Consider the following 20,913-nt stretch of genomic DNA (forward strand, 5'->3'; position numbering starts at 1 on the left):
CAAATGAGCGTGTCTTCCGCCTTTTTGTCCTGAAGCACTCAGCTATTTTGAAAGATCTTCGGACGGGCAAGAGACACGTTACATATCGGATGAATGTCGATGTTGCATATTCGCAAATAGCAAGAGAGGCACGCAAAATCCTTGCGTGCCTCTCTTGCAGCAACGTCCCAATTACTTCGAAACGTTGATGGTGAAGGTTTGGCTCTGCGTTATGGTTCCTGATGACGCCGTAACGGTCAGGACCGCACTTCCGGTTGGGGTCCCAGGATACTTGTAACCATTGCCTCCGCATCCGGTGAGCGACAAGGAGAATCCGCCGGCCAGTCCCAGTATCAGGACGAGCATCATGGCCCTTGGAAGGTTACGTTTGCGCACTGGAAAGAGAAGCATAAGGAAACCCGCTACCGATACTCCTCCAGCGCCGCCAAAGAGTTCCAGCGCGTGATTCTTTGCGGAAGAGGTGTTGTTCGGTGGTGTCGTGGTGACGACGGCCGTGACCGTCATCGATTGTGCCCCCGACATCGTGACAGAACTCGGGAACACCTCACAGGTTGACTCTTTCGGAGCGCCCGAGCAGGTGAGTGCGATCGACCCGTTGAAGGTGGAGTTTGAGCCGAGGTTGAATGACACCGAACCAGACTGTCCCTCAACCAGAGAAAGCGTTGCCGTTGCTGCTGTTCCAAGCGTGAAGGCGGGCTGCAGAGCTGTGACCACGACAGAGGTGCTAGCGGTGGCCGCATTAAAGCTACTGTCCCCGCTATACTTCGCCGTGATCGTGTCCGTGCCAACCGGAAGCGTCGTCAGGCTCAGCGAAGCGGAGTTGCCCGAGAGCGAGGATGCTCCCAGCAGGCTTCCATTGTCATAAAAGCTTACTGTTCCGGTTGGGCTCCCTGTATTGACCGTGGAGGATACCGTCGCCGTGAGCGTGACGCTCTGATCCTGAGTCGCCGAGGATGTGCTTGCGGCCACGCTGAGGCTATCGCCGCCAACATTGAGGAAAAGGTCGGAACTCAAAACATCGTTATAGCCCTGGACGACTTGCGGAACCGAGAGCACATCGATCGCGCCATCCCCGTTGTAGTCGGCTGCAAAGATGGAACCGCCGTAGGTTGCAATTGCCGAGAAGCCTGTAGCGCCAGGAGCCAGCGCTCCGCCGCCAAGGTTCTCGTAATAGACAAAGCCGGGAGTGTAGATGTCGGTGTAGCCGTCAAAGGTGCCCTGGCTCAGAGCAAGGTCAGGCTTTCCATCTCCGTTGAGGTCTACATACGCACCATCGTAGGAGAACGTGCCCATGCCGTAGATGACGGGTTGCTGGAAGGTGAAATCTCCATTGCCCTTCATGAGGTAGGTTCCGGTAGTAGAGGGGAGAGCGGCGCCGTTTTCATCCACCTGCGCTTCAACGCCAACAGTAAGATCCTGAATACCATCGCCATCAAAGTCGCCTGGGATGATAGAGGTCGCGGCAGCAGACTCCAATACATACTGGGCCGTTGCCTGGTTGAAGGTGCCATCGCCATTTCCGGGGATCACGTAGAGATAATAGAACCCGTTGGTGTCCTGTGCGTCAATGAGGGCGAGATCCAGTTTCCCATCTCCATTGAAATCGATGAGTTTGGGAATCTGCGGCGCATAGCCAAACGCGGTAAAGGATGGCGTGAAGTTTCCTTTGCCATCATTGAGCAGCACAAATACTCCAGGTTGTGCTGTACCGGGGGAGTAAGCATTGCAGTTGGCATCTCCCTCGTACGCTACGATGATGTCCTTGTAGCCGTCACCGTTCAGGTCACCTATATCAACATAGCCCAGTGTGCAACTCAGGGCAGTGCCAAGCGAAAGATTGACCGGGGTTGCAAAGGTGCCATCCCCGTTGCTCAGCGCCACGCTCAATACATAGCTGTTCAACGTGTCTGAATAGGCTTTGATAACCAGGTCGGATTTTCCATCGCCATTGAGATCTGCGCTGGACGGGTAGACGGTATTAATGTCAGAGGAAGCAACCACCGCGGAACTGATGGCCGTCGTATAGGTAAAGTTCCCTTTTCCATCGTTGGTGCCGACGATAATATCCGGCTGGTCGGAGATGTTGACTTCATGGCTCGTGTCAGCGGCAACAACATCCACAATGCCATCGCCGTTGAAGTCCGCAGTTGCAAGCACTTCCAGTCCCGACGCTGTTTCCCCGGACGGCTGCATCGTTGCCACGCCTGAAAAGGTCCCATTGAGGCCAGCATAGAAGCCGACGTGCGAGCTTGTCTGGTCTACCATGACAAGGTCCAGCTTGCCGTCATTATTGAAGTCCCCAGGCAGTGGTTGTGTAACTCCGCCATTGCCGGATGCGAGCTGGGCTGTGGGAACGGTATTGAAGACTCCCTTCCCCTGATTGAGGAACACGGAAAGATAGCCGTAGTTATATGCAATGGCGTCAATGTTGCCATCGCCGTTTACGTCGGCGAAGTTTACGATAGGCGCTCCGCCGTTATTCAGATTTCCGAGATTCGAAAGGAGCTTAATCGGCGTCTGCAGCGTGCCATCGCCGTTGCCCTTGGCAAGCCATAGACCGCCTAAAGACGCCGGGGAGTAGATGACATCCTGGTTTCCATCCCCGTCAACATCGGCGACGAAATGTGACCCGTAGCTCGCATCATTGAGATTGAGAATTGCGCCTGTAGTGGGAAAGTTGGCAGGAAAGCTGCTGAAAGTGCCATCCCCGTTCCCTGTCAGAACCTGAATAAAAGACTCCTGGTTAAAGTTGGAGTCATATCCAAGTAGAGGGATTACAAGGTCGAGTTTCCCGTCGTTATTAAAATCGCCAACTGTACGATTCGCATACTCGGAGACAATATCGCCATTGAAAACAGTGTCCTGTTCGGGAAGTTGCGCGCCGAACGTTCCACTTGCCGTTCCCAGTTGAGTTATGAGTGAAACCGTGGTTTCAGACCAGCTATCTTCATACAGGGCGAGTGCGACCATGTCCGGAATCCCATCGCCATTGACATCGGCGATGGTAACTCCGCCTCCCTTATCATTAAAAATGGCTCCGGAGGAGAAGTTAAAGTCATACTCCACGGGATCGAGAAATCCTCCCTTCTTATTGTTGATATAGACAAACTCAGCATTATTGACCAAGTCCGTAACTTCAAGATCGACATATCCGTCGCTATTTACGTCTGCGGCCTGAGAGTCAATGTAATAAACACTGGGATTCAGAACAGCTGTCGTATTGCTGGACGTTATCTTCCAGTCAGAAAAATCTCCGGTGCCTGGGTTCAGTAGCACGTTCACAGAGCCGTCGCTTTGCACAACTACGATGTCCTGCTTCCCATCCTTGTTAATATCGGCTGCTACGGATGTGTAGGTTGCGCTGGAATCGGTGGAAAGACCGCCTGCAGCAAACGGTGTTTTCTGGAACCCCGGAAAGTTAGCCGTATTGTTGGTTATTGCCGCGGTTGCCGCAGAGTGAATGCCGGACTTGGCGTGCGACGCGGAGGTGAAGCCTGACATCTTTGCCATCAGCGCCTTGACCCGGGGCATAAGAATGTTTTCGCGGGCTGAAAGACTGCCGCCTGCGTGTGACGCTTTGCTTTGCTGTGTCGTTGTACTCGGCACGAAGAGACTCTTCGTGCGCGGATCGTTCCTCATCCTCTCAATAGCTCGAGGAAGGGGCTGTCCATTGAGCACAAATGGAATCTGCTTTTCCTTCGTTTTGGCCCTGGATGGGATGGCATTGGCATTGTGCGGGAAGGCGAGTCCGAGGCACAGGGCGGCCAGTATGGCGCCGGAGTTACGAATAATTCGAAACATAAAATCCTTTCATTGATATGCGGATATGCAGAATGACTTTGAACAGGCGGCACTTTGCGTCGGGGAGGCCGGTTCCGTGCCGCATCGCCTGGTTAGAAACTCACACCGATCGAACGTATGGGAACAATGGGTTTTATCGGGGTAACCCCGATAGGCTTCCCAAGCCCTGTGTCCTTGGCCGCTGCGGGCGAAATCTGGGACCAGTTATTGAAGAGATTGACCGCATTGACCGTGCCGAGACCTGTTGCAAAATCCCAACCCGCATTAGCCGGATAAGCGACATCCAGCGTGGAAGGAGATACGCTGAGTTCGCCGTAGTAATACCTGGTGTAATACGTCGATTGATACTCGATCGACGTCCCATAGCAATTGAGCGGACCGATGCAAGGCACAGCAATATTGCCCTTGGTGACATCATGAAAGGTGCAGGAAGAATCCGTGGAACTGCCGAGGGTCGAGTCACAGGAAGATGTCGATGCGGCGTTCGGGCTTCCGGTCACACCGTATTCCGCGGCGGCGAGTTTGTAGAGACCCACGTTCGGATTTCCCTGGCGGCCGTATTTCTGCGTCACGAGCGCAAAGATGCCAGCCATGGCAGGCGAAGCAAAAGAGGTTCCGCCCCCCGTGTTGTAGATGGAATCAAGCGCATTGGTTGGATCGCAGGGAGTGCCGTCATAGTACTTGTCGGTATTGCAGAAAACGAGCCCGTGTCCCCAGAAGCCGCTGGAGGCAAACAGGGAAATATCCGGAATGTCGCGGGTATTATCCGCAGGATTGCCGGCCACGTTCTGCCATGAGGGCTTTGTAAACTCCTGGCTTGGTCCGCCGCTTCCGCTGCCGGTGGTTATAAATTCGAGTCCCGGCCAGTTGTTGCAGAATCCCGTCGGCCCGGAAGCTTCGGTGTATCCTTCCCAGGTCATCAGATCGCTGTCCGCGCAGGAGTTGTTCCACGTCTTCTCCGGCACGTACGAAAGGGCGGATCTGTAATCCGAAGCATTGGTTTTAGACCAGTACTGATCCACGGTTCCCTGGGCGGCATCGTAGAAATCCGTCCCGCCGACCGATACGTCATAAGGAGTGGAGGCGAAGCCGCTAACCTTGATGCCATTCTGCGCATAAGACTCGTTGGCGTCGCAGCTTGCGGCTCCCTCATCTCCAGAGGAGACAAAAACCGCCACGCCTTCGGCCGCTGCCTGCTGGAACGCATAGTAAAACTGATTGAGCTGTATGATCCCCATCTCAGTTTCACACTCGCCGTAACTCATGCTGATCTCTTGTGGCGGCGTCTTCCAGCTCAATAGGTTCAGCACCGCGATCAGGCCGCCGAACTGGGTCTGCGTGTCTGCGCATGCCGCTAGGATCACCGCGGCATCAGGCGCTGTGGCTCCGGCCCATTCCGCGTCGAGTGCGGCCTCGGTTTCAGCGGAGTTTTTGCCGGGGTTCAGGCAGGGGTGAGAACCTGTCACGGTCTCCTGGGTAAAGGTTCCCGCGTATCCGGAAAGGCCAAATGCCTTGCGGAAGCTCGCAACATCGCTCGCCTTCATCAAGGTGTCTTCAACGACTGCAATCGTCTGCCCCTTGCCTCGGTAACCGGACGTCCAGAGTGGGGTCAAATTGTAGATTTTGGCAATGTCGCCCGGAGCGACAAGTTGAAACTCCTCCCCCTCATAGTCGACGAAAAAGGAAGGCAGCGAGTCACCGGAGCGACTAACTTCGGTCAACTTGCCGGTCTTGCCATCCCGCTTATAGGACCTGCCGCCGCGAATCAGGGGGTGGGGAAAGAAGTCCGAGAGGGGAACTCCAGAGATGATTCCAGCCAGGGAGGTCGGAACAGAGGGCTCGACAGTTGCCGACGTGTGGAGTTTACCGCCCACCCTCAGGTTGTGCATCTCGGTATGAAGGGCCTGTTCAACCTGGCCGACCGTGCCGGAAAACTGAATCATGTTCCTGCCGTCGTTGACGCCTTCTACGGTGAGCCCCTCGGAACGAAGCCAGTCGGTCACCTGTTCAAGTTCCTCATCTGAGGCTCCAAAGCGCTGACCAAACTCGGCAGCCGTTAACCATTGATGGAAGTTGGCGGAGTTCGGATTGTGCAGGTCGTCTATGGCGGCCTTCACTTTGCTCTCCGCTTCCGGTGTACGCTTGAGCTGAAGCATCATGTGTTGCAGCATCGTGTCAGGTGCGACTCGGCCGAGATCCTCCGCCGATCGAACGACCGATGCAACATGCCCTGTAAGTATGGTTCGTTGGCCCTGGATGATCTGAGGCGCAGCGCTGGATTTGAACTGGCTGAATGCCGGGGCGGCGATCAGGGCAAGGCAGAAGAGAAGGGAGAGCAATCTCCAGGTTCTAGACGCAGACATTCGGGTCTCCAAAGTGGGAAATGGGTTTTAAATGAAACGATTGTGGGAGTATGCCTTGTGACGAAACAATGAAAAACAACGTCACTTTTACAACTCAATAACGTATCAATATATCTTTTTTATTTTCATATACTTGCTGGAAATCATCCTGCGCGGACTGGTTGCGGATCCCTGGCGGGAGGTGCCGGTGCGGGTGCAGGAGCAACGTGGAATGACAATATATATTTGAGGAACACGGATATGACAGAACGCCACGGACCGATTTTCATGTTTTCGGACTTTATTTTCGATCCGGCAACTGGCGACCTGACGAAGAATGGCCATCGTATACGAATTGGCAAACAAGTCAGCGATCTACTGGCCATTCTGCTCACTCATTCTGGCGAACTCGTCACGCGGGAACAGATCCGCGAAGTTCTTTGGCCTCAGCGCGAGCAGTTGGATTTCGAAAAAGTTATCAATAACGGCATCAGCCGTTTGCGCTTCCTGTTGCAGGACGACCCGAAAAACCCCCGGTACATCGAGCGCATCCCCAAGCGGGGATATCGGCTGATTATTCCCGTGGAACGGCTATCGCGCCCGCGATCAGACGCTGAAGCATTGGGACCGACCGCCCACCCCCGGCTACCCAGGGAAGAGAGCGAAGCAACCGTAGGCGCCGATGAGATTCGCTACTTGGAAGTCGACGCATCAGCCGATCCACGTAGGGGTAGGAGCTTATCTGCATTCTGGCCTCGGAAGCACTGGGGTCTCTCTATTATATTCGCGTCGTTGACCTTTCTGGCACTCGCTGCCTGGGCCGCCTTTCTGCTCCGCCCGCACCAGACGGCCACCCCCGACCAAACCGCGCCGGTTGTCATCTCACTTGAAGTGACGCCGATCGAATACGATACCCCGGACCTGAAAGGACTCGCCAGCAGCTTTCAACTCGAACTCGTTGACGCCCTCTCGCAATTACCAAATCTTAAGGTCAAAGAGCAGCACACCTTGTCGAAACCAGCCGGTGGCCCTGCGTTTCCGGTTGACAAAAATGGCCTGGCGACAATTCTTTATGGCCGGCTGTCTCGCCCGCTCGATAAATGCCATCTTGAATTTGAGCTGGTGCGAGCCTCGGATGGAACTCATCTCGCATCCTTTCAATACAACGGGAGTGAGTCAGAGTTCGCCTCTATCCGCGAGAAATTCCAGCAGGACATCTTCGTACGGCTCAACCTGGCTCGCCAGCATGGCCTTCAAGCACCGGCAGGGACCTCCAATCAAGAGGCCTATAACGAATACCTGCAGGCGAGACTGCATTTCTGGCAGCAAACAAACGATTCCATGCAGGCCGCTGTCAGGGAGTTCCGTTCTGCGATCGCAAAGGACAACAAATTCGCCGCGGCTTATGCGGGGCTCGGCCGAACCCTTTTCGTAATGGGAGAGCACGGTCTATTACCGCAACCTGAAGCGATCGCACAGGCGAGCGATGCAATCACGATCGCGCTGAGACTGGATCCCTCATCTGCGGAGGTACATGGAGTCCTCGGTTTGATCCATTCTTACCGGGACTGGGACCTGGCCGCCGGAGAGCGAGAACTTCGACTCGCAATTCGGCTGGATCCGACACAGGCCATTTATCATCAATGGCTCGCCGTTGTGCTCTCGATTGAGGGAAAAGGGGACGAGGCTCTCCAGCAGATTGATTTCGCGCACGCTGATGCACCGGACTGGCCCCCTGTCTACACCTCTGAGGTCTTTGTGGCCGGCAATGCCGGCAATCAAAAACGTCTCTTGGCGGCAGCACGGCAGTTGGAAATTCTTACCGCCAATTCCCTTTTCGCAAAAGACGCCATGGCGAATGCTCTCTGGTATAGCGGAAGACCGATCGAGGCTATCGCCGAATGGCGTGAGATGGCCGAAGCGGAGCATGACCAGGTGCGTGTCGATATCGAAAATCAGGGATTGCGCCGGTTTCAGCAGGGAGGAGTTAAGGCTTATGCTCAGGTCCGTCTTACCGCGATTGCAAGTGGAAAGGGAACCCGGAGCCATCCCAATGACTTCAATCCAATTGAATGGTATGCAACTGCCGGCAACAAGAAGAAGGCAATCGCCCTGCTCCGCGACCTGGCTGCGAACCGCAATCCTGATTTTCTGGAGAACATCCAGAGTCCCGGACTCATAGGCCTCCATGCGGAGAATGGATTTAAAGCGCTCTTGATACAGGAGGGGATAGTGCTCTCCCACATCTGAGAGCCGATATATAGCTTCGAACTCAAAGTAGGGTTAGATGAGCGAAGATCCAATTACCAATCGACAGGTTGGATTGTTCGACAGTCAATAGCTGCGAACCATAAGCACTTTCTTCTCCGGATCACACTGGTCAGCACCGGGTCATTGGTAGACTTTCCGCTTGATCACGGGTCGCGTTCTTCCTACCTCGCTTGTGAAGGCAAGGATCCTCAGTTAGAAGGTGCGATCAACGTCGTCTTCTCTCTATGAGGGGAAGGCCTGTCTTTGCGATGAAATGTAGAAGGCGCCAGGGCGAGCGCTAGGGTCTAACCTTTGTAGCCATTCGCTTCGCTTTCGCGACGAGATCGTCGGCGTTGTAGAGAGTCAAGGCGTCGGTACCGCAATGGTCGACATAGACGACAAGATTCTCGGTACCGCCAACAACACTGGGGAAGACCAGTCCCTGGATCTTGGCTGCGATCAGCACAGCAGCGAACTCCATTGAATCGACGAGAGAGTCGGGAGATAAGGTCCGATCCACGAGATCTTTCATATCTAAGGGTAGAGAGCCTGCCGATAGATCAAGTACTCGCTCCAGATTGACTTCTACCCCGAAAACGATGCGCGGATACTTGTCTAGAGTGATCTGCGACGCACCCCCAAGACGGGATTTGCGCGCAAGAAGCTCAGCTCCCGTGCCGGAATCGGTCGCGTTCAGGTACACCGCTTTGGTCCCCAGCGGGCGCGAAGCGTCCACCGACAGCCGCTGTTCCTAGACCGCTAAGGACCTCATCGGGGTCCATGTAACGATACTCGACACTCCGGAAATACGTTCCCGCGAGGGGAGCGTGGCCCGCCGACCACAGGTCGAGTGCAGCGCGTTCGGAGATCGACAGACTCAAGCCGGCTGCCCCTCGCGGAGCCGCAGAAACTCAACGATCAAATCCCGGGCTCTGCCACTCGCGATCAACTCTTTCGGTGTTTTGTGCTGCAAAGCGGTCAGAGGAGTCGATAACCATTCCGTCTCCCGTGGAGCACTCACATAGTCATCCATCAACGAAGTCAGTTCCACGAGATCGCGCATCTTGCGCTTGAGCTGACTTGTACCGACACCCTTCTCCCAGTTCTGTAAGGTTCGAGGGGTCACTCCGAGCGCCTCAGCCATCTCGTCCTGGATCAGTCCGAGGCGTTTCCGGAGTCTCACCAGTTCCTTGCCGCCGTCATCCAAAGTCTCATCCGCTGGGAATTGAACCTTTTTCGCGCGGAGGAGTTGGCGAAGGTGCTGCATGTTGAACGCCCACTCGGTCTCCCGGAACCTGCTTCTTTCCGCAAGCTTGCCGATACGGAAGGCAAAATCCGACGAATGGTGAGGGAAATAAAACACCACACTCGCGGGCTTGTAGGACTTGAGTTCGAACAAAGCCGACTCAATGACTGTATCTTCTGTTGGATGATGTAGATAGAAGACGACTATATCGGATTTCAGATCTCGATGGGGGGCCGACTGCGGTACCGTCTGGAAGGCCGCGCGAAAGCGAGAAAAGACAGATTTCGCCTCCTCAAGCTCGCTCTTGCCCGTCCATACGACCAGTTCATGGCTCTCAGCCTGCATCAGCATAAAAGACCTCTTTTTTCATTATAGGCGAAAAACTTCATGCTGGGCGAAGAAAGCCGCCTCAGCCTTGCATAACAGGTCAACGGAATGGCATCCGATCACACCAGCGTTTCCCATCAGATTTGGGAAGAGGGCCGAGTTGAGCGGTGAATTCGTCGAGGCTCACTCTTGATACTTTTCGCCGAGTAACGAGAAGCTAAATGCAGCGGGACAAGACATTATTTCGCTGAATCCAGACTCCATTGGTACGACGCGGGCATCCGCATACCTAAAGGCACGAGTCTCAAGGGTGTATTAGACATCCTTCTGGAACGGCTCACCGAACCAGAATACGAACCGTTTCGCGCGAAGTTACGGGCAGCTAATGACCAACTCGACCCAGAGCGATCTGCTGGACTTCTTTGCGAAATGTTGGCCCAGACGTTGGCGGAGAAGGTAACTAACGCAAGATCCAAGCTGCTGGGCAATCCGACCGATCAATCAGCTCGCGAGGTTGTTGATTATGGGAAAGCCGATGTTCTCCAGACTCTGCTTGTGAACAAGGGTCTGCGAGACCGACACTTCGTGCGGGAACCATCGCATCCAACTGCGCCGATACGGAGACTGGTAGAACAGTTATCACGTTCGAAGGGCGCGGAGGACGAGGGAGATAAACAGTACATCTTCGTTCCTGAGGATCTCGATTTCAGTGGCGTGGACACGTCGGACTTGGGTCAATCTGTAAAGACGGCCATCGCCCAACTCGGGCGTCCCGAAAGGAAAGCGGCTGCTTGTCGTGTGCTGAACGATGCTCTGGATGGGGCCAAACAGAGCTTGCTTGGTATCGATCCCACTGTGACCGAACTGTTCGATGCAGTCCGAAAGAAATTGCTTGAGCAAGGCAAAGAACTCATCCTGCTGATCGAAGACTTCGTGGTCTTTTCGGGAATCCAGAAGCAAATCCTCCAAGTTGTCATTAAGGAAGGGATCAGAGACGGCAAGCAAGTGCTGTGTACGATGCGGACGGTCCTCGCCTATACGTCAGGCTACTTGGACACAGCAACGGTGCTGACAAGGGCCGGTATCGAATACGTTACACGATCGTGAAGGACTACGTGCGCACGGCGACGCTGCGGGGGCAAGAAGTGTTTGTACCGCTGGTGCATCCTGCCGGCGAGGCGCAGGTCGATTTCGGCGAAGCGCTGGTGGTGGTGGCCGGAGTCGAGCACAAGGCGCATTATCTGGCGATGGATCTGCCCCATTCGGACGACTGTTTCGTGGCGGCATTTCCGGCCGAGACGACAGAAGCATTTCTCGAAGGTCACGTGCGAGCCTTCGCCTACTTCGGCGGCGTTCCCACGCGGATACTTTATGACAACACCAAGATCGCGGTGGCGAAGATCCTGGGTGGCGAGCAGCGACAGCGCACACGCTCCTTCTCCGAGTTACAGAGTTACTATCTGTTCGCCGATAAGTTCGGCCGACCGGCCAGGGGTAACGATAAGGGCAAGGTGGAAGGCCTGGTCGGCTACACCGGTATCGAGCTCGATGAGGCTTATCTGGCTCAGGCAATGGAACGTATGAACAGAGTTCACCAGAGGATCGCCGCCAGGCGGTCCTCTTCTTTTTTGTCCTCGAATCGGCAACTCGCTTATTAAAAAGCGGCCAGTGCAAAAGTGGAAAGCGCCTTGCCCTTCCCACTTTCGCACTGGCCCGACGACGACGGGGCAATCACCGTCTATACCTTTAGCTCTTTATATCTGAACCATTCCGCCATCGACGAATAGCTCGGCACCGTTCACGTAGCTTGCGTCGTCGGAGGCGAGGAACAGGACTGCCTTTGCAATCTCATCCGGCTGTGCGGGGCGGCCGAGAGGAATCTCTTTCGCCAGTTCTGACAAGAGTTTTTGAGCATTCTCCCGGCCGCCCGTTGCGTTCTCGATTGCCGGAGTATGCACCGGCCCAGGACTGACGACGTTCACACGGATGCGGCGCGCGCGTAGTTCATTCGCCCATGTGCGCGCGAAACTCCGTACCGCGGCTTTGCTTGCGCTTAGGACACCAAAGCCAGGTATCCCCTTGATGGTCCACATCGAAGCGTTCAGGACCACCGCGGCGCCGTCCGGCATGAGCGGCAAGGCTTTCTGCATACAGAACAAAACTCCCTTCACGTTCGTCGAGAATGCGGTCTCGAATTGGAGTTCTGTGATCTGCTCAATGGTGGCATGTTCAGCCACACCAGCGTTGGCGAACAGGATATCCAGCCGTCCCGCCCGTTCCCTCACCGTCGAGAAGAGCCGGTCAAGATCGTCCAGCTCGGATACGTCGCCCTGTACCCCGACGGCCCCGTGGCCGATCTGCTCGATCGCTGACGCGAGTTCCTGGCTTCTGCGTCCCGTCACGAAGACCTTGGCGCCCTCGCTTGCGAGCAGTGTGGCCGTTGCCAGACCGATCCCGCTGGTTCCGCCCGTAACCACTGCAATTTTGTTTTCAACTCTGCCCGACATACTCGATCTCTCCTAAAGCGGCGAACCGCCGCCTGAAACTCCAACCGTTCGGTTGGATATAACTCATGAGATTCCAACCGTATCGTTGGAGATGCAATATTATTCAGCTATGGCTTGGGATACTCAGGAAACGCGACGCCGTCTTCAGGAGGCGGCGCATGCGGAGTTCAGCGCAAACGGCCCGGACGGCACGAGCATGGCGCGGATCGCGGACCGTGCCCGGATCAACAAGGAAAGGCTCTACAACTACTTCGGTGACAAACGATCCTTGTTCGAGACGGTCCTCACCGAGGAACTGGAGAAGCTGGCCGTCTCCCTGCTGAACAATGCTCCCAGCCTCGAGAATATCGGAGAATACACGGGATGTATCTTCGATTACCACGCGGAGCATCCAGACCTTGTTCGACTCTTGCTCTGGGAGGGGCTGGCGGGTGGCCCAGCAGTCAACGAGGTAGGACGGACCGCTCACTATCGGCGAACTGTAGCAACGATAGGTGCTGCCCAACGGAAGGGCGTGCTTAATGACGATCTCGACCCCGCGAAGCTGCTGTTCTTGCTGATTGCCCTGGCTGCATGGTGGTTCGCCGTGCCCCAGCTAGCGCGCATGGTTACGGGCTCAGATGGCAACGATCGGGCGGAGCGACGGCGTCGCCGTGCCTGCGTCGTGAGCGCTGCCGAACATCTCGCATCACCCCACTCCTGAGAATGTGTGTGCCGGGAACTACTGGTTGTTCCACTGAGAATCTCCCGGCATCAACGCGGCATGTCGTTCGACTCGTTCCGCAATAGTCTCAGTCGTCTTGTTCCCCCATGCACCGTAACGATGGTCGTCCATCTCCACGGTGCAGCGAGTCTGCCTGCGAGGCTGTCGCGCCTCAAGGCGAACATCTCTTCGAGGCCATGATCCTTCCGCCTTGACCCGCGCCAGCCCCGCAGCCTTTTGCTTGCCATCGTGGAAATGGCCATCTCTGCGCCGACGCGGCGCGCTCCTTTCGACGGTTTCCCTTGTGTGTCCCACCCGCCACAGACCGTGTCCGCGATTTATACCAAACCTGAATAAGTCAGCACGAAAAGGTATAAATCGACCCTGCGATTCCGCCCTACCTTGACTCCAGACGTTGCAAACGGAGAGTACCCACTCGCCGGAGACGCAAACGAAAGGAGCACCAATGCACATCACCCTTCCCATCAAACGACCTCACCTCGGGCGATTGCGCGCGCAGTACCGGAGATGGGTCATCCCCTCGCTGATGTTTCTCGCGGCCCTGCCGGTCTACGCACAGACAGGCAGCGATCCGTGGGACAACGCGGTCAACGTTCTCAAAACCGCCTTCACCGGCACGATTGCGACCGGGCTGTCGCTGGTCGCAATCGTCGTCGGAGGACTGATGTTCGCCTATGGCGAAGGCCAGTCCAAGAAGACCATCGCCGGCATCGTCTTCGGCGTGGGCATGGCTATAGGCGCGGTAAATTTCATGGCTTGGCTTTTTCCGAGCTAGGCTACGAATGGGAGGAGGTGAACCTACCTGAACGTCGGGATGAAGGACCCCGGCTTCAGAATCCAGCCATTCTCTCTCGCCCCGACCCACGAGAACCAAAACTTTCTGTATTTGTTTCTGCGCGTCTTGATCGAAGCCGGTGGACGCTATGAGCTGACGCCGGAGGATGAAAAGGTGCTGTTCGCCTCAATCGAGCGAGTTTACAAGCTGCCCGCCGAGATACGGACGCTCACCAACTTCGCCTCCATCCTCGGGCCTCTCGGGGAGCGCCTGCACCGCTGGACCCAGGCCGGGCAGTTCGGCTACCTCTTCGACAACTCCGAGGACACGCGAAGCCTTACTCCATCGGTACCTCCCGCATCGTGTGATGACCTGACTACGATCGCGCTGGCTTTGCGGGAACGAGTTGAACTTGGACCACAACAGCTCTTTCGCCTGGTCGGCGTCGGACTCAGCAATTTCCACCTTGAGGTGGAATCCCCACTCTTCGAGAATGAAGATGCCGAGGTGAGTACGCCGCTATCGGTCTAGTTCGCTCAGCAGTCTGCGCTAGATAATCTCCGAAAGCCGCAGCAGAAGTTGCCGTTGTTCCTCCCGGATATAGTCGCTCGCCTCTCGGATTGAAAGCCAGCGCCCGCGATCCACTTCGGGGATTTCAAGACGACGCCCGGAACGCGATGGCCACTCAATCTCACAGGTATTGCTGATCAATTTGGACGGATCGCAGTCACCTTCAAATGCCCAGGCGTTCACAATCTTGCCGCTCTTCTGCTTGATCGAGCCGAGATCGACAAACTCTCCTGTAGCTCGAAAGCCGGTCTCTTCTTCAAACTCTCGCCTCGCCGCAGCAAGTGGATGCTCCTCTGGCTCATACTCGCCCTTGGGAATCGTCCACGCTCCTTTATCTTTCTTAGCCCAGATCGGTCCTCCCGGATGAACCAGAAAGACCTCCACCACATCGGCCATTCGCCGGTACATCAACAGACCCGCACTCCGTTTCGGCATTCGCAACCTAAGTATTTCTATACTGAATTCACCCGGACGTCTTCAGTCCCAGCTCATCCACAATACCGTCCAGTTTGGACACGCTCAGCGCAACAATATGTCCCACGGTACCGCGATAGTCCTTGTAGAACGCCTCGAAGAGTTCGGGCGCACAACGACGACGCGTCACATTCACGACTTCGTTGGTAGCCAGCGTTCGGCGCGGAGTCAGTTCCTTGCCGTCTGCCTCTAGCCAAATCTCGGACTGGCCATGATTGATCTGTTTTGCATGCAACATGTAGCTCTCGCTCATGGTGTCAGTTTACCGTTCTGCAGGTTGTTGAAGAATTCTGCTTTTGAAGAATGAACCCACCCAGCAATAGCTATTCGTCAACATATTTGCCTATGTTGACTCTCCGCAATTGCTCAAGCTCTTCGATTTCGCGTTCGGATCGTTGGCCTGCCTCTGTCCAGGTTAGCTGATACTTCCACCCGGTTATGGGGTCCGTAGTAACCTCCTTCTCTCTTATTTGCTAGCCACGGCTAACGGCACTTCCGCCGATACGTGATTCGTTTGGCACTCGCGCGGGCCGGTGGTCCTATCTGGATTTCAGCTTTTCCCGAAAAGTGAGAGAAAGTTTGGTTGTCCGTTGGAGGCATGGAGCCCACCGTCGACCGGCAGGATCACTCCGTTGACAAAACGGGCGTCATCGCTTGCGAGAAAAGCAATCACACCTGCGATTTCATCGGGTGTGGCGGCCCTGCCTATCGGGAGGCGGTCGCGAAAGGCGTCCACCACGGCTTCAATCTTCTCAATATCAACAGTTGCATCCGTCGAGGTGAGACTCGGTGCCACGGCGTTGATACGGACGCCGCGTGAACCGTACTCTAGCGCCAGGGCGCGCGTGAAATTCGTGATTGCCCCCTTCGCAGCGTTATAGGAAATCATCCCCCAATCTCCGCCGAGACCAGACACGGAGGAAAGATTGACGATGGAGCCCTTCGTCTTCAAGAGATGAGGCATCGCTTCCCGTACACCGAAATAGACGCCATCGAGATCAGTCGCCATAATCTTTCGCCAGACCTCCGTAGTCGTCTGTTCGAAAGCACCAAAGGTAGCGAACCCCGCGTTGTTAACCAACACATCCAGCTTTCCAAATTTGTTGACTGTGTCTTTCACAAGTCGTTTTACGTACGCCTCATCAGAGACATCGCCGGGGTGAACGAATGCCTTTGCTGTGTCAAAACCTGCAGCAGTTTCGCGCAGTTTGTGTTCACGCCGTCCATTCAGCACGACAAACGCGCCTTCGCGCAGGAATCGACGCGCTGTGCCAGCCCCGATACCGGAACCGGCTCCAGTTACGATCACGACTTTACCTTCAAATCGATTCATGATGTTTCTCCTATGAGCCTCATTCGATGGTTATGTTGTCCCGGCGGTCAGTTTTGGCGAGCATGACATGAGACGTTTCCGCAGGGATGACGCGAGCCGGGCGAACGGTGCGGCAAAGCCCGGCGAGCCGTCAGCGGAATTAGGGGTTAGCTCCTCGCCTTCGCGACTTCCGCCTCGGCCGCACGCGCCAGACCTTCGACCCAGTCCTGGTGATAGCTGTAGAGACCGCCGGGATACTCATGGCCGAGCTTTTGAAGGAACCACGGTCCCTGCTGCGTTTCTTCGGACAAGACATGACAACCTCTCTCCGTCGGCGTGATGACCCAGCCATGATAGGCGGTAGAGCCTGTTTCATCTCCCTCGACGGTTGTCGACCACGCGAGACGGCGGCTAGGCACGAACTCCGTGACAATGGGGAACATCCGGAAGCCGATGGTGACTCGGCTATATTTCGTTCCCAGTGCCAATTCGGACTCACCCGTAAGAATCTCGACTTGATTTTCGGGTGGAAAGTAGCTGGACCAGTTCCTGGCATCGATGAGCAGCTTCCATACCACTTCTGGCGGCGCTTTCACGTCAATGTCATTCAGTGCATAGATCGGGGAGATTTTCGGATCGTATTCGGGAGGCCAGATTACATGGTCGTACATTGTTACTCCCCCTTCTTGAGCAGGTCTTGAAAGATTAATGGAGCCCAGCTATTGCCCTGCGCCTGGATGAGCAAACCTCCCTCGGCGAGCTTTCCCAGAGCAACCGGCGCATAGCCGAGCTGTTTTACAATCGCAGCGACTCTTGCGCTCGCGTCCTCGCTGTCGCTGGAGAGAAAAAGAACACGCCGCGCCTCCCCAACTTGCGGGTCTTGCGCCAGTATTTCTGCGGGCAGGTGATTGAAGGCTTTGACCAGCAATCCCCCTTTGAAAGCCTCAGCGACGACCGCGGAGGATGGGCGATTACCAAGCTCCTCAGGTGAGACGCCATGGGCATTCGTTACGTCCATGATCAGCTTGCCCTTCCAATTCGCCGCAGCCTTTGCCACTTCTCGGAAACTCTTGAAGGGGATGGCAAGCAAGATTACGTCGGCCTTCACGGCATCCTGCAAGGACCGGGGGTGAACATTGGGGCCAATTGCATCGGCGATTGGAGCGAGCTCTTCCGGCGACCGCCTGCTAGCCAAAGTCACATCGATATTTTTCCGAGCGAAAGCTTTCGCGAGCGCCTTACCGACATTTCCTGCGCCTAAAATCGAATAGGTCATAGAACATCCTTTGCATGTCAAGCTGACATTTCGTGGTTGGTGAAGCCTAGCTGCGCTTCAAGTTCACCTGAAGGGCAACGGTTGCAAGATCACGCAGAAGACGTTCATGGGCAAGCCAGAACCCGTCGGGAGCCTTCTTTGCTAGCTCGATCCAGAGCGCACCGCGCATCGTTTCTTCCGTCCAGAGATGGCAACCCTGCTGCGTAGGCGAGATTATCCAGGCGTGGTAGGCTACGGAATCCGGTGCTGATTTCGGTCCTCCAAACCATGCAATCCGTGTGACGGGCTCGAACTCTGTTACGGACGCTGCCACATCTTGTCCGGCAAGGTTGGTCTCAAAACGCGTCCCGGATCGCAGCCACTGACCTCCGCCGATCAACTCGACCTGCTGAACGCCCGGATAGAACTTATGCCATGTGCTTGTGTCGGTGAGCACCGACCAAATCGTTTCCGGAGAAACCGCAACTTCGAGTTCATTCGTGAAGTGAATAGGGCACCGGCTGGGTTGCATGTCCTCGGGCCATCGAATTGCTTCATATTGCGCTCGTTCTGTCATGAGGTTGTCCTCTCTGATATCCACGCTAATTCTGGTATGAGTATTCCAGAACACTTGTTACAGATGTATCATGAATGAATCGGTTGCACAAATTTCCTCTCTAACGAGGTAGAGGCGTTCACAACGATGCATACAGGAACAAAGAAGACGGGACGGCCAATCGGATTCGACCGGGAAGCAGCTTTGGAAGCTGCGATGTTGCTGTTCTGGGAGCGAGGATTCGAGGGTGCTTCGATAGCCGATCTGACCCAGGCGATGGGGCTCAGTGCTTCAAGCATCTACGCGGCGTTTGGCGACAAGCACAGCCTCTTTTCGCACGCGGTGAACCGTTACCTCGAAACGCGGGCGCAATATGCCACGAAGGCGTTGGCCGAACCCACGCTGGAGAAGGTCATTCGCGCGCTGTTCGACAATACTGTGGCGTTCCTGACCGGCCTTGGTCATCCACCGACCTGCATGTCCCTGGCCGGAGCGATGGGCTGCAGCATCGACGCTGCTCCAGCGAGAAACCTGATGACGGAGGTTCGAAAGGCAAATGAAGCGGCCATTAAGAATCGCCTGCTACAGGCTCGTAAAGCCGGAGAGTTGTCTAAGGAAATCAACGTTGACGACTACACCCGCTATATCTCTATGCTTCTGGCCGGACTCTCTATTCAAACAGCAAATGGATGCACGAAGGCCGAGTTGAAGCGAACAGCACAGTTAGCTCTCAAACATCTCGGTTATTGAGTAGTATTTGAGCCGCTCCGTCCTAGGAAAACCCTGCAATGATTCGGGCTCAGGATGTTCATCTGTTCACTACGCCAAGAAAGAGTCCTGGTGCTAGGGAACGAACCTTAGGAGAACACGAAAGCCGAGGTGCTCGTTGCGTTCGCTTGGAGGATACGCGTAACGCATGGAGGTTCGACAGGCGCGGCGTCCAGGATTGCCCCAACTGCTACCACGGTCTACCCGCCACGAGCCACCATCTTTGCCATTTGCCCGAATGGAAGCGAGGGAGCAACACGGCTAAGCAGATAAAGAACGTTGCTGAGGCCGGGGCGAATTTCCGTCTTGCCTGCTTCAATTCCGGTGATTGCCTTTGTCACCAGGACATTCACCGGCATTGCTTTTTGGCCCTTCATCTCCGATTCGAACTCTTCCCGGAACAACTTCGTCTCGACTCCCGGAGGCGCCAGTTCTACTACCGCGACGTTTGAACCTTTGAGCTGAACACGCAGGCAACGTGTGAAGGCGTGCAGACCTGCCTTGGCTGCACTGTAGATGGGGGAGAGTGGAAACGGAATAAATGCAAGGCCAGACGAGACGTTCACAATCAAGGCATTCGGCCTGCTCTTGAGATGAGGAAGAAACTCCTGCACCAGTTGCACCGGACCATTCAGATTGATGTCGAGTTCTCGTGTGACGTCTGTCAAGGAACGCGGTTCATTCATGTTGAGATTCCGCATGATGCCTGCGTTGTTGATCAGGATGTCACATGCCGGGAACTCTGTAGTGACGCGTTGGCGCAGGGATTGAATGTCTTCAGGCTTGCTTGCGTCGCTCCGGAATACATGAACGCCGGGCAGAGCGGACTTCGCCTCTTCCAGCTTGCGCTGGTCGCGGCCGGTGATGAGGACAGTGTTCCGGCGTGCGATGAGTTGCCTGGCCATCTCCAAGCCGATGCCGCTAGTACCGCCGGTGATGAGAATCGTTCTTCTGTCGAGTTTCATGGGACCTCTGAATTTGTTGTGGGTTGAGAAGCTTTAGACCGTAAGGGCAGTGCCGACAAGAAACGCTGCAAAGAGAGCCACTGTCAAGCGTGGCTGGGTGTATTCGAGAAAAAGCAAGCTAAGGACGAACCACGCACAGGCCGCCATAAGGCCCAGCGCAATACCCGACCATTGACCCATGGCAGTAACACCGTGATGGATGGAAAACAGGGCCAGCGCTGCGAACAGTATTTGGCTCGCGGCATAGGAGCTGTTGATGCCGTAGTACAGGGTTGTCGCAGGCCTTGGCGCGCGCATGCCCCGCAGGTACTGGGAGGCTACATCGATGCTGAAGTGTAGTAGCCCGCTCAAGAGAAGCCAGCCATATGCCGCGTGAAGCAGTGGGCTGTGCAGTCGGTTTCCGTGTTGGACTAAATACATATTCACCTTTGGCCGCTCTGTGCAGCGCGCGACCATATGTGTCACTATATGAGAGCCGCTATCCTTTAGGAAGTAGGCACCTGAAAGTTTGATATGCACTTAAAAGAGAGTGTAAAAATCATGGCCAAAGGAAAGCTTTCGAACGAGCAGGTTGCTTCGCTGCAGGCCTACCAGGCGTGCAAACCGCCAGAGATCACGGACCCTCGCGTCGAGGTGCTGGTCACAGAACTCATTGGCCGTGTCGCCGATAAATGGACGATGTTGATCCTCGAAGTGCTTACGGAACAGGGAGAACTGCGATTCACGCGGCTCAACGAATTTGTGCCGGGGATCAGCTACAAGATGCTCACTCAAACGTTGCGCTCGATGGAACGTGAAAGCCTGATTGCTCGTACGGTGCACCCGGTGATCCCGCCGAAGGTCGAGTACAAGCTCACGGACTTGGGTCTCAGCCTGGGAGCGGCGTTTTGCGGGGTCTGGATGTGGGCTGAGAAACACATGGAAGAAGTAGAGCAGGCGCGCGCGGCCTTCGATCGAAGATACGCCCACACCAGCAGAGCATAGATCTTGAGAAACGCCGCTCTCGTCACGCGAGAACATCTTCTCATCAACGACTATTTA

At 55.5% G+C, this 20,913-nt stretch carries 19 protein-coding genes and 1 pseudogene; 8 read left to right on the plus strand and 12 right to left on the minus strand.

The window, feature by feature from the left end:
* Window positions 1–171: 171 nt before the first annotated feature.
* Together AC5S3R_RS12195 and AC5S3R_RS12200 are read right to left on the minus strand one after the other, a co-directional pair.
* A complete protein-coding gene (locus AC5S3R_RS12195; protein WP_494267314.1) occupies window positions 172–3,531 on the minus strand; it encodes an FG-GAP-like repeat-containing protein in 3,360 nt (1,119 codons plus the stop codon).
* A gap of 362 nt (window positions 3,532–3,893) precedes the next feature.
* Window positions 3,894–6,164, minus strand: coding sequence for a S53 family peptidase (locus AC5S3R_RS12200; protein ID WP_494267315.1), 2,271 nt, complete (start codon window positions 6,162–6,164; stop codon window positions 3,894–3,896).
* Between the two features lie 240 nt (window positions 6,165–6,404).
* Here AC5S3R_RS12200 and AC5S3R_RS12205 point away from each other — a divergent pair, with 240 nt between their 5' ends.
* Window positions 6,405–8,393: a winged helix-turn-helix domain-containing protein gene (locus AC5S3R_RS12205; protein ID WP_494267316.1), complete on the plus strand. Its 1,989-nt coding sequence runs from the start codon at window positions 6,405–6,407 to the stop codon at window positions 8,391–8,393.
* Window positions 8,394–8,691: 298 nt separating this feature from the next.
* Here AC5S3R_RS12205 and AC5S3R_RS12210 read toward each other — a convergent pair whose 3' ends face one another.
* Together AC5S3R_RS12210 and AC5S3R_RS12215 are read right to left on the minus strand one after the other, a co-directional pair.
* Window positions 8,692–9,129 carry an RES family NAD+ phosphorylase gene (locus tag AC5S3R_RS12210; protein ID WP_494267317.1) on the minus strand — a complete coding sequence of 146 codons (438 nt, stop codon included), beginning with the start codon at window positions 9,127–9,129 and terminating at the stop codon, window positions 8,692–8,694.
* A 141-nt stretch (window positions 9,130–9,270) separates the two neighbouring features.
* Window positions 9,271–9,990: a helix-turn-helix domain-containing protein gene (locus AC5S3R_RS12215; protein ID WP_494267318.1), complete on the minus strand. Its 720-nt coding sequence runs from the start codon at window positions 9,988–9,990 to the stop codon at window positions 9,271–9,273.
* A gap of 405 nt (window positions 9,991–10,395) precedes the next feature.
* On the opposite strand from AC5S3R_RS12215, the gene AC5S3R_RS12220 reads away from it, so the two are divergent.
* Complete coding sequence (locus AC5S3R_RS12220; RefSeq protein ID WP_494267319.1) at window positions 10,396–11,073, plus strand: hypothetical protein; 678 nt, start codon at window positions 10,396–10,398, stop codon at window positions 11,071–11,073.
* Window positions 11,055–11,498, plus strand: a pseudogene (locus tag AC5S3R_RS12225) (IS21 family transposase); the annotation flags it as partial. The gene AC5S3R_RS12220 and the pseudogene AC5S3R_RS12225, both read left to right, overlap by 19 nt.
* 222 nt (window positions 11,499–11,720) lie before the next feature.
* Here AC5S3R_RS12225 and AC5S3R_RS12230 read toward each other — a convergent pair.
* Window positions 11,721–12,473: an SDR family NAD(P)-dependent oxidoreductase gene (locus AC5S3R_RS12230; protein ID WP_494267320.1), complete on the minus strand. Its 753-nt coding sequence runs from the start codon at window positions 12,471–12,473 to the stop codon at window positions 11,721–11,723.
* A 109-nt stretch (window positions 12,474–12,582) separates the two neighbouring features.
* Here AC5S3R_RS12230 and AC5S3R_RS12235 point away from each other — a divergent pair, with 109 nt between their 5' ends.
* From AC5S3R_RS12235 to AC5S3R_RS12245, 3 genes are all read left to right on the plus strand, one after another.
* Window positions 12,583–13,176 (plus strand): TetR/AcrR family transcriptional regulator, encoded by a 594-nt coding sequence (locus AC5S3R_RS12235; protein ID WP_494267321.1) that lies wholly within the window; start codon window positions 12,583–12,585, stop codon window positions 13,174–13,176.
* A 466-nt stretch (window positions 13,177–13,642) separates the two neighbouring features.
* On the plus strand, window positions 13,643–13,972 hold the full coding sequence (locus tag AC5S3R_RS12240; RefSeq protein WP_494267322.1) for a TrbC/VirB2 family protein: 330 nt from the start codon (window positions 13,643–13,645) through the stop codon (window positions 13,970–13,972).
* 39 nt (window positions 13,973–14,011) lie between these two features.
* Window positions 14,012–14,503, plus strand: coding sequence for a DinB/UmuC family translesion DNA polymerase (locus tag AC5S3R_RS12245; protein WP_494267323.1), 492 nt, complete (start codon window positions 14,012–14,014; stop codon window positions 14,501–14,503).
* Window positions 14,504–14,521: 18 nt separating this feature from the next.
* Here the strand turns inward: AC5S3R_RS12245 and AC5S3R_RS12250 are convergent, their stop codons facing one another.
* The 6 genes from AC5S3R_RS12250 to AC5S3R_RS12275 all read right to left on the minus strand — a co-directional run bounded on the left by AC5S3R_RS12250 (window position 14,522) and on the right by AC5S3R_RS12275 (window position 18,160).
* Window positions 14,522–14,977 (minus strand): NUDIX hydrolase, encoded by a 456-nt coding sequence (locus AC5S3R_RS12250; protein ID WP_494267324.1) that lies wholly within the window; start codon window positions 14,975–14,977, stop codon window positions 14,522–14,524.
* A gap of 28 nt (window positions 14,978–15,005) precedes the next feature.
* Window positions 15,006–15,269: a hypothetical protein gene (locus AC5S3R_RS12255; protein ID WP_494267325.1), complete on the minus strand. Its 264-nt coding sequence runs from the start codon at window positions 15,267–15,269 to the stop codon at window positions 15,006–15,008.
* 297 nt (window positions 15,270–15,566) lie between these two features.
* On the minus strand, window positions 15,567–16,349 hold the full coding sequence (gene budC / locus AC5S3R_RS12260; RefSeq protein ID WP_494267326.1) for a meso-2,3-butanediol dehydrogenase: 783 nt from the start codon (window positions 16,347–16,349) through the stop codon (window positions 15,567–15,569).
* A 146-nt stretch (window positions 16,350–16,495) separates the two neighbouring features.
* Window positions 16,496–16,999: an SRPBCC domain-containing protein gene (locus AC5S3R_RS12265; RefSeq protein WP_494267327.1), complete on the minus strand. Its 504-nt coding sequence runs from the start codon at window positions 16,997–16,999 to the stop codon at window positions 16,496–16,498.
* Between the two features lie 2 nt (window positions 17,000–17,001).
* Window positions 17,002–17,604 carry an NADPH-dependent F420 reductase gene (locus AC5S3R_RS12270; protein WP_494267328.1) on the minus strand — a complete coding sequence of 201 codons (603 nt, stop codon included), beginning with the start codon at window positions 17,602–17,604 and terminating at the stop codon, window positions 17,002–17,004.
* A 46-nt stretch (window positions 17,605–17,650) separates the two neighbouring features.
* Entirely contained in the window at window positions 17,651–18,160 is a 510-nt protein-coding gene (locus AC5S3R_RS12275) for an SRPBCC domain-containing protein (protein WP_494267329.1), read from the minus strand.
* A 126-nt stretch (window positions 18,161–18,286) separates the two neighbouring features.
* Here AC5S3R_RS12275 and AC5S3R_RS12280 point away from each other — a divergent pair, with 126 nt between their 5' ends.
* Window positions 18,287–18,889 carry a TetR/AcrR family transcriptional regulator gene (locus tag AC5S3R_RS12280; RefSeq protein WP_494267330.1) on the plus strand — a complete coding sequence of 201 codons (603 nt, stop codon included), beginning with the start codon at window positions 18,287–18,289 and terminating at the stop codon, window positions 18,887–18,889.
* Between the two features lie 218 nt (window positions 18,890–19,107).
* Here the strand turns inward: AC5S3R_RS12280 and AC5S3R_RS12285 are convergent, their stop codons facing one another.
* Window positions 19,108–19,872, minus strand: coding sequence for an SDR family oxidoreductase (locus tag AC5S3R_RS12285; RefSeq protein WP_494267331.1), 765 nt, complete (start codon window positions 19,870–19,872; stop codon window positions 19,108–19,110).
* A gap of 540 nt (window positions 19,873–20,412) precedes the next feature.
* Here AC5S3R_RS12285 and AC5S3R_RS12290 point away from each other — a divergent pair.
* Complete coding sequence (locus AC5S3R_RS12290; RefSeq protein WP_494267332.1) at window positions 20,413–20,856, plus strand: winged helix-turn-helix transcriptional regulator; 444 nt, start codon at window positions 20,413–20,415, stop codon at window positions 20,854–20,856.
* Window positions 20,857–20,913: the final 57 nt, after the last annotated feature.

This window comes from Occallatibacter sp. FHG110214_02 (assembly GCF_059115385.1).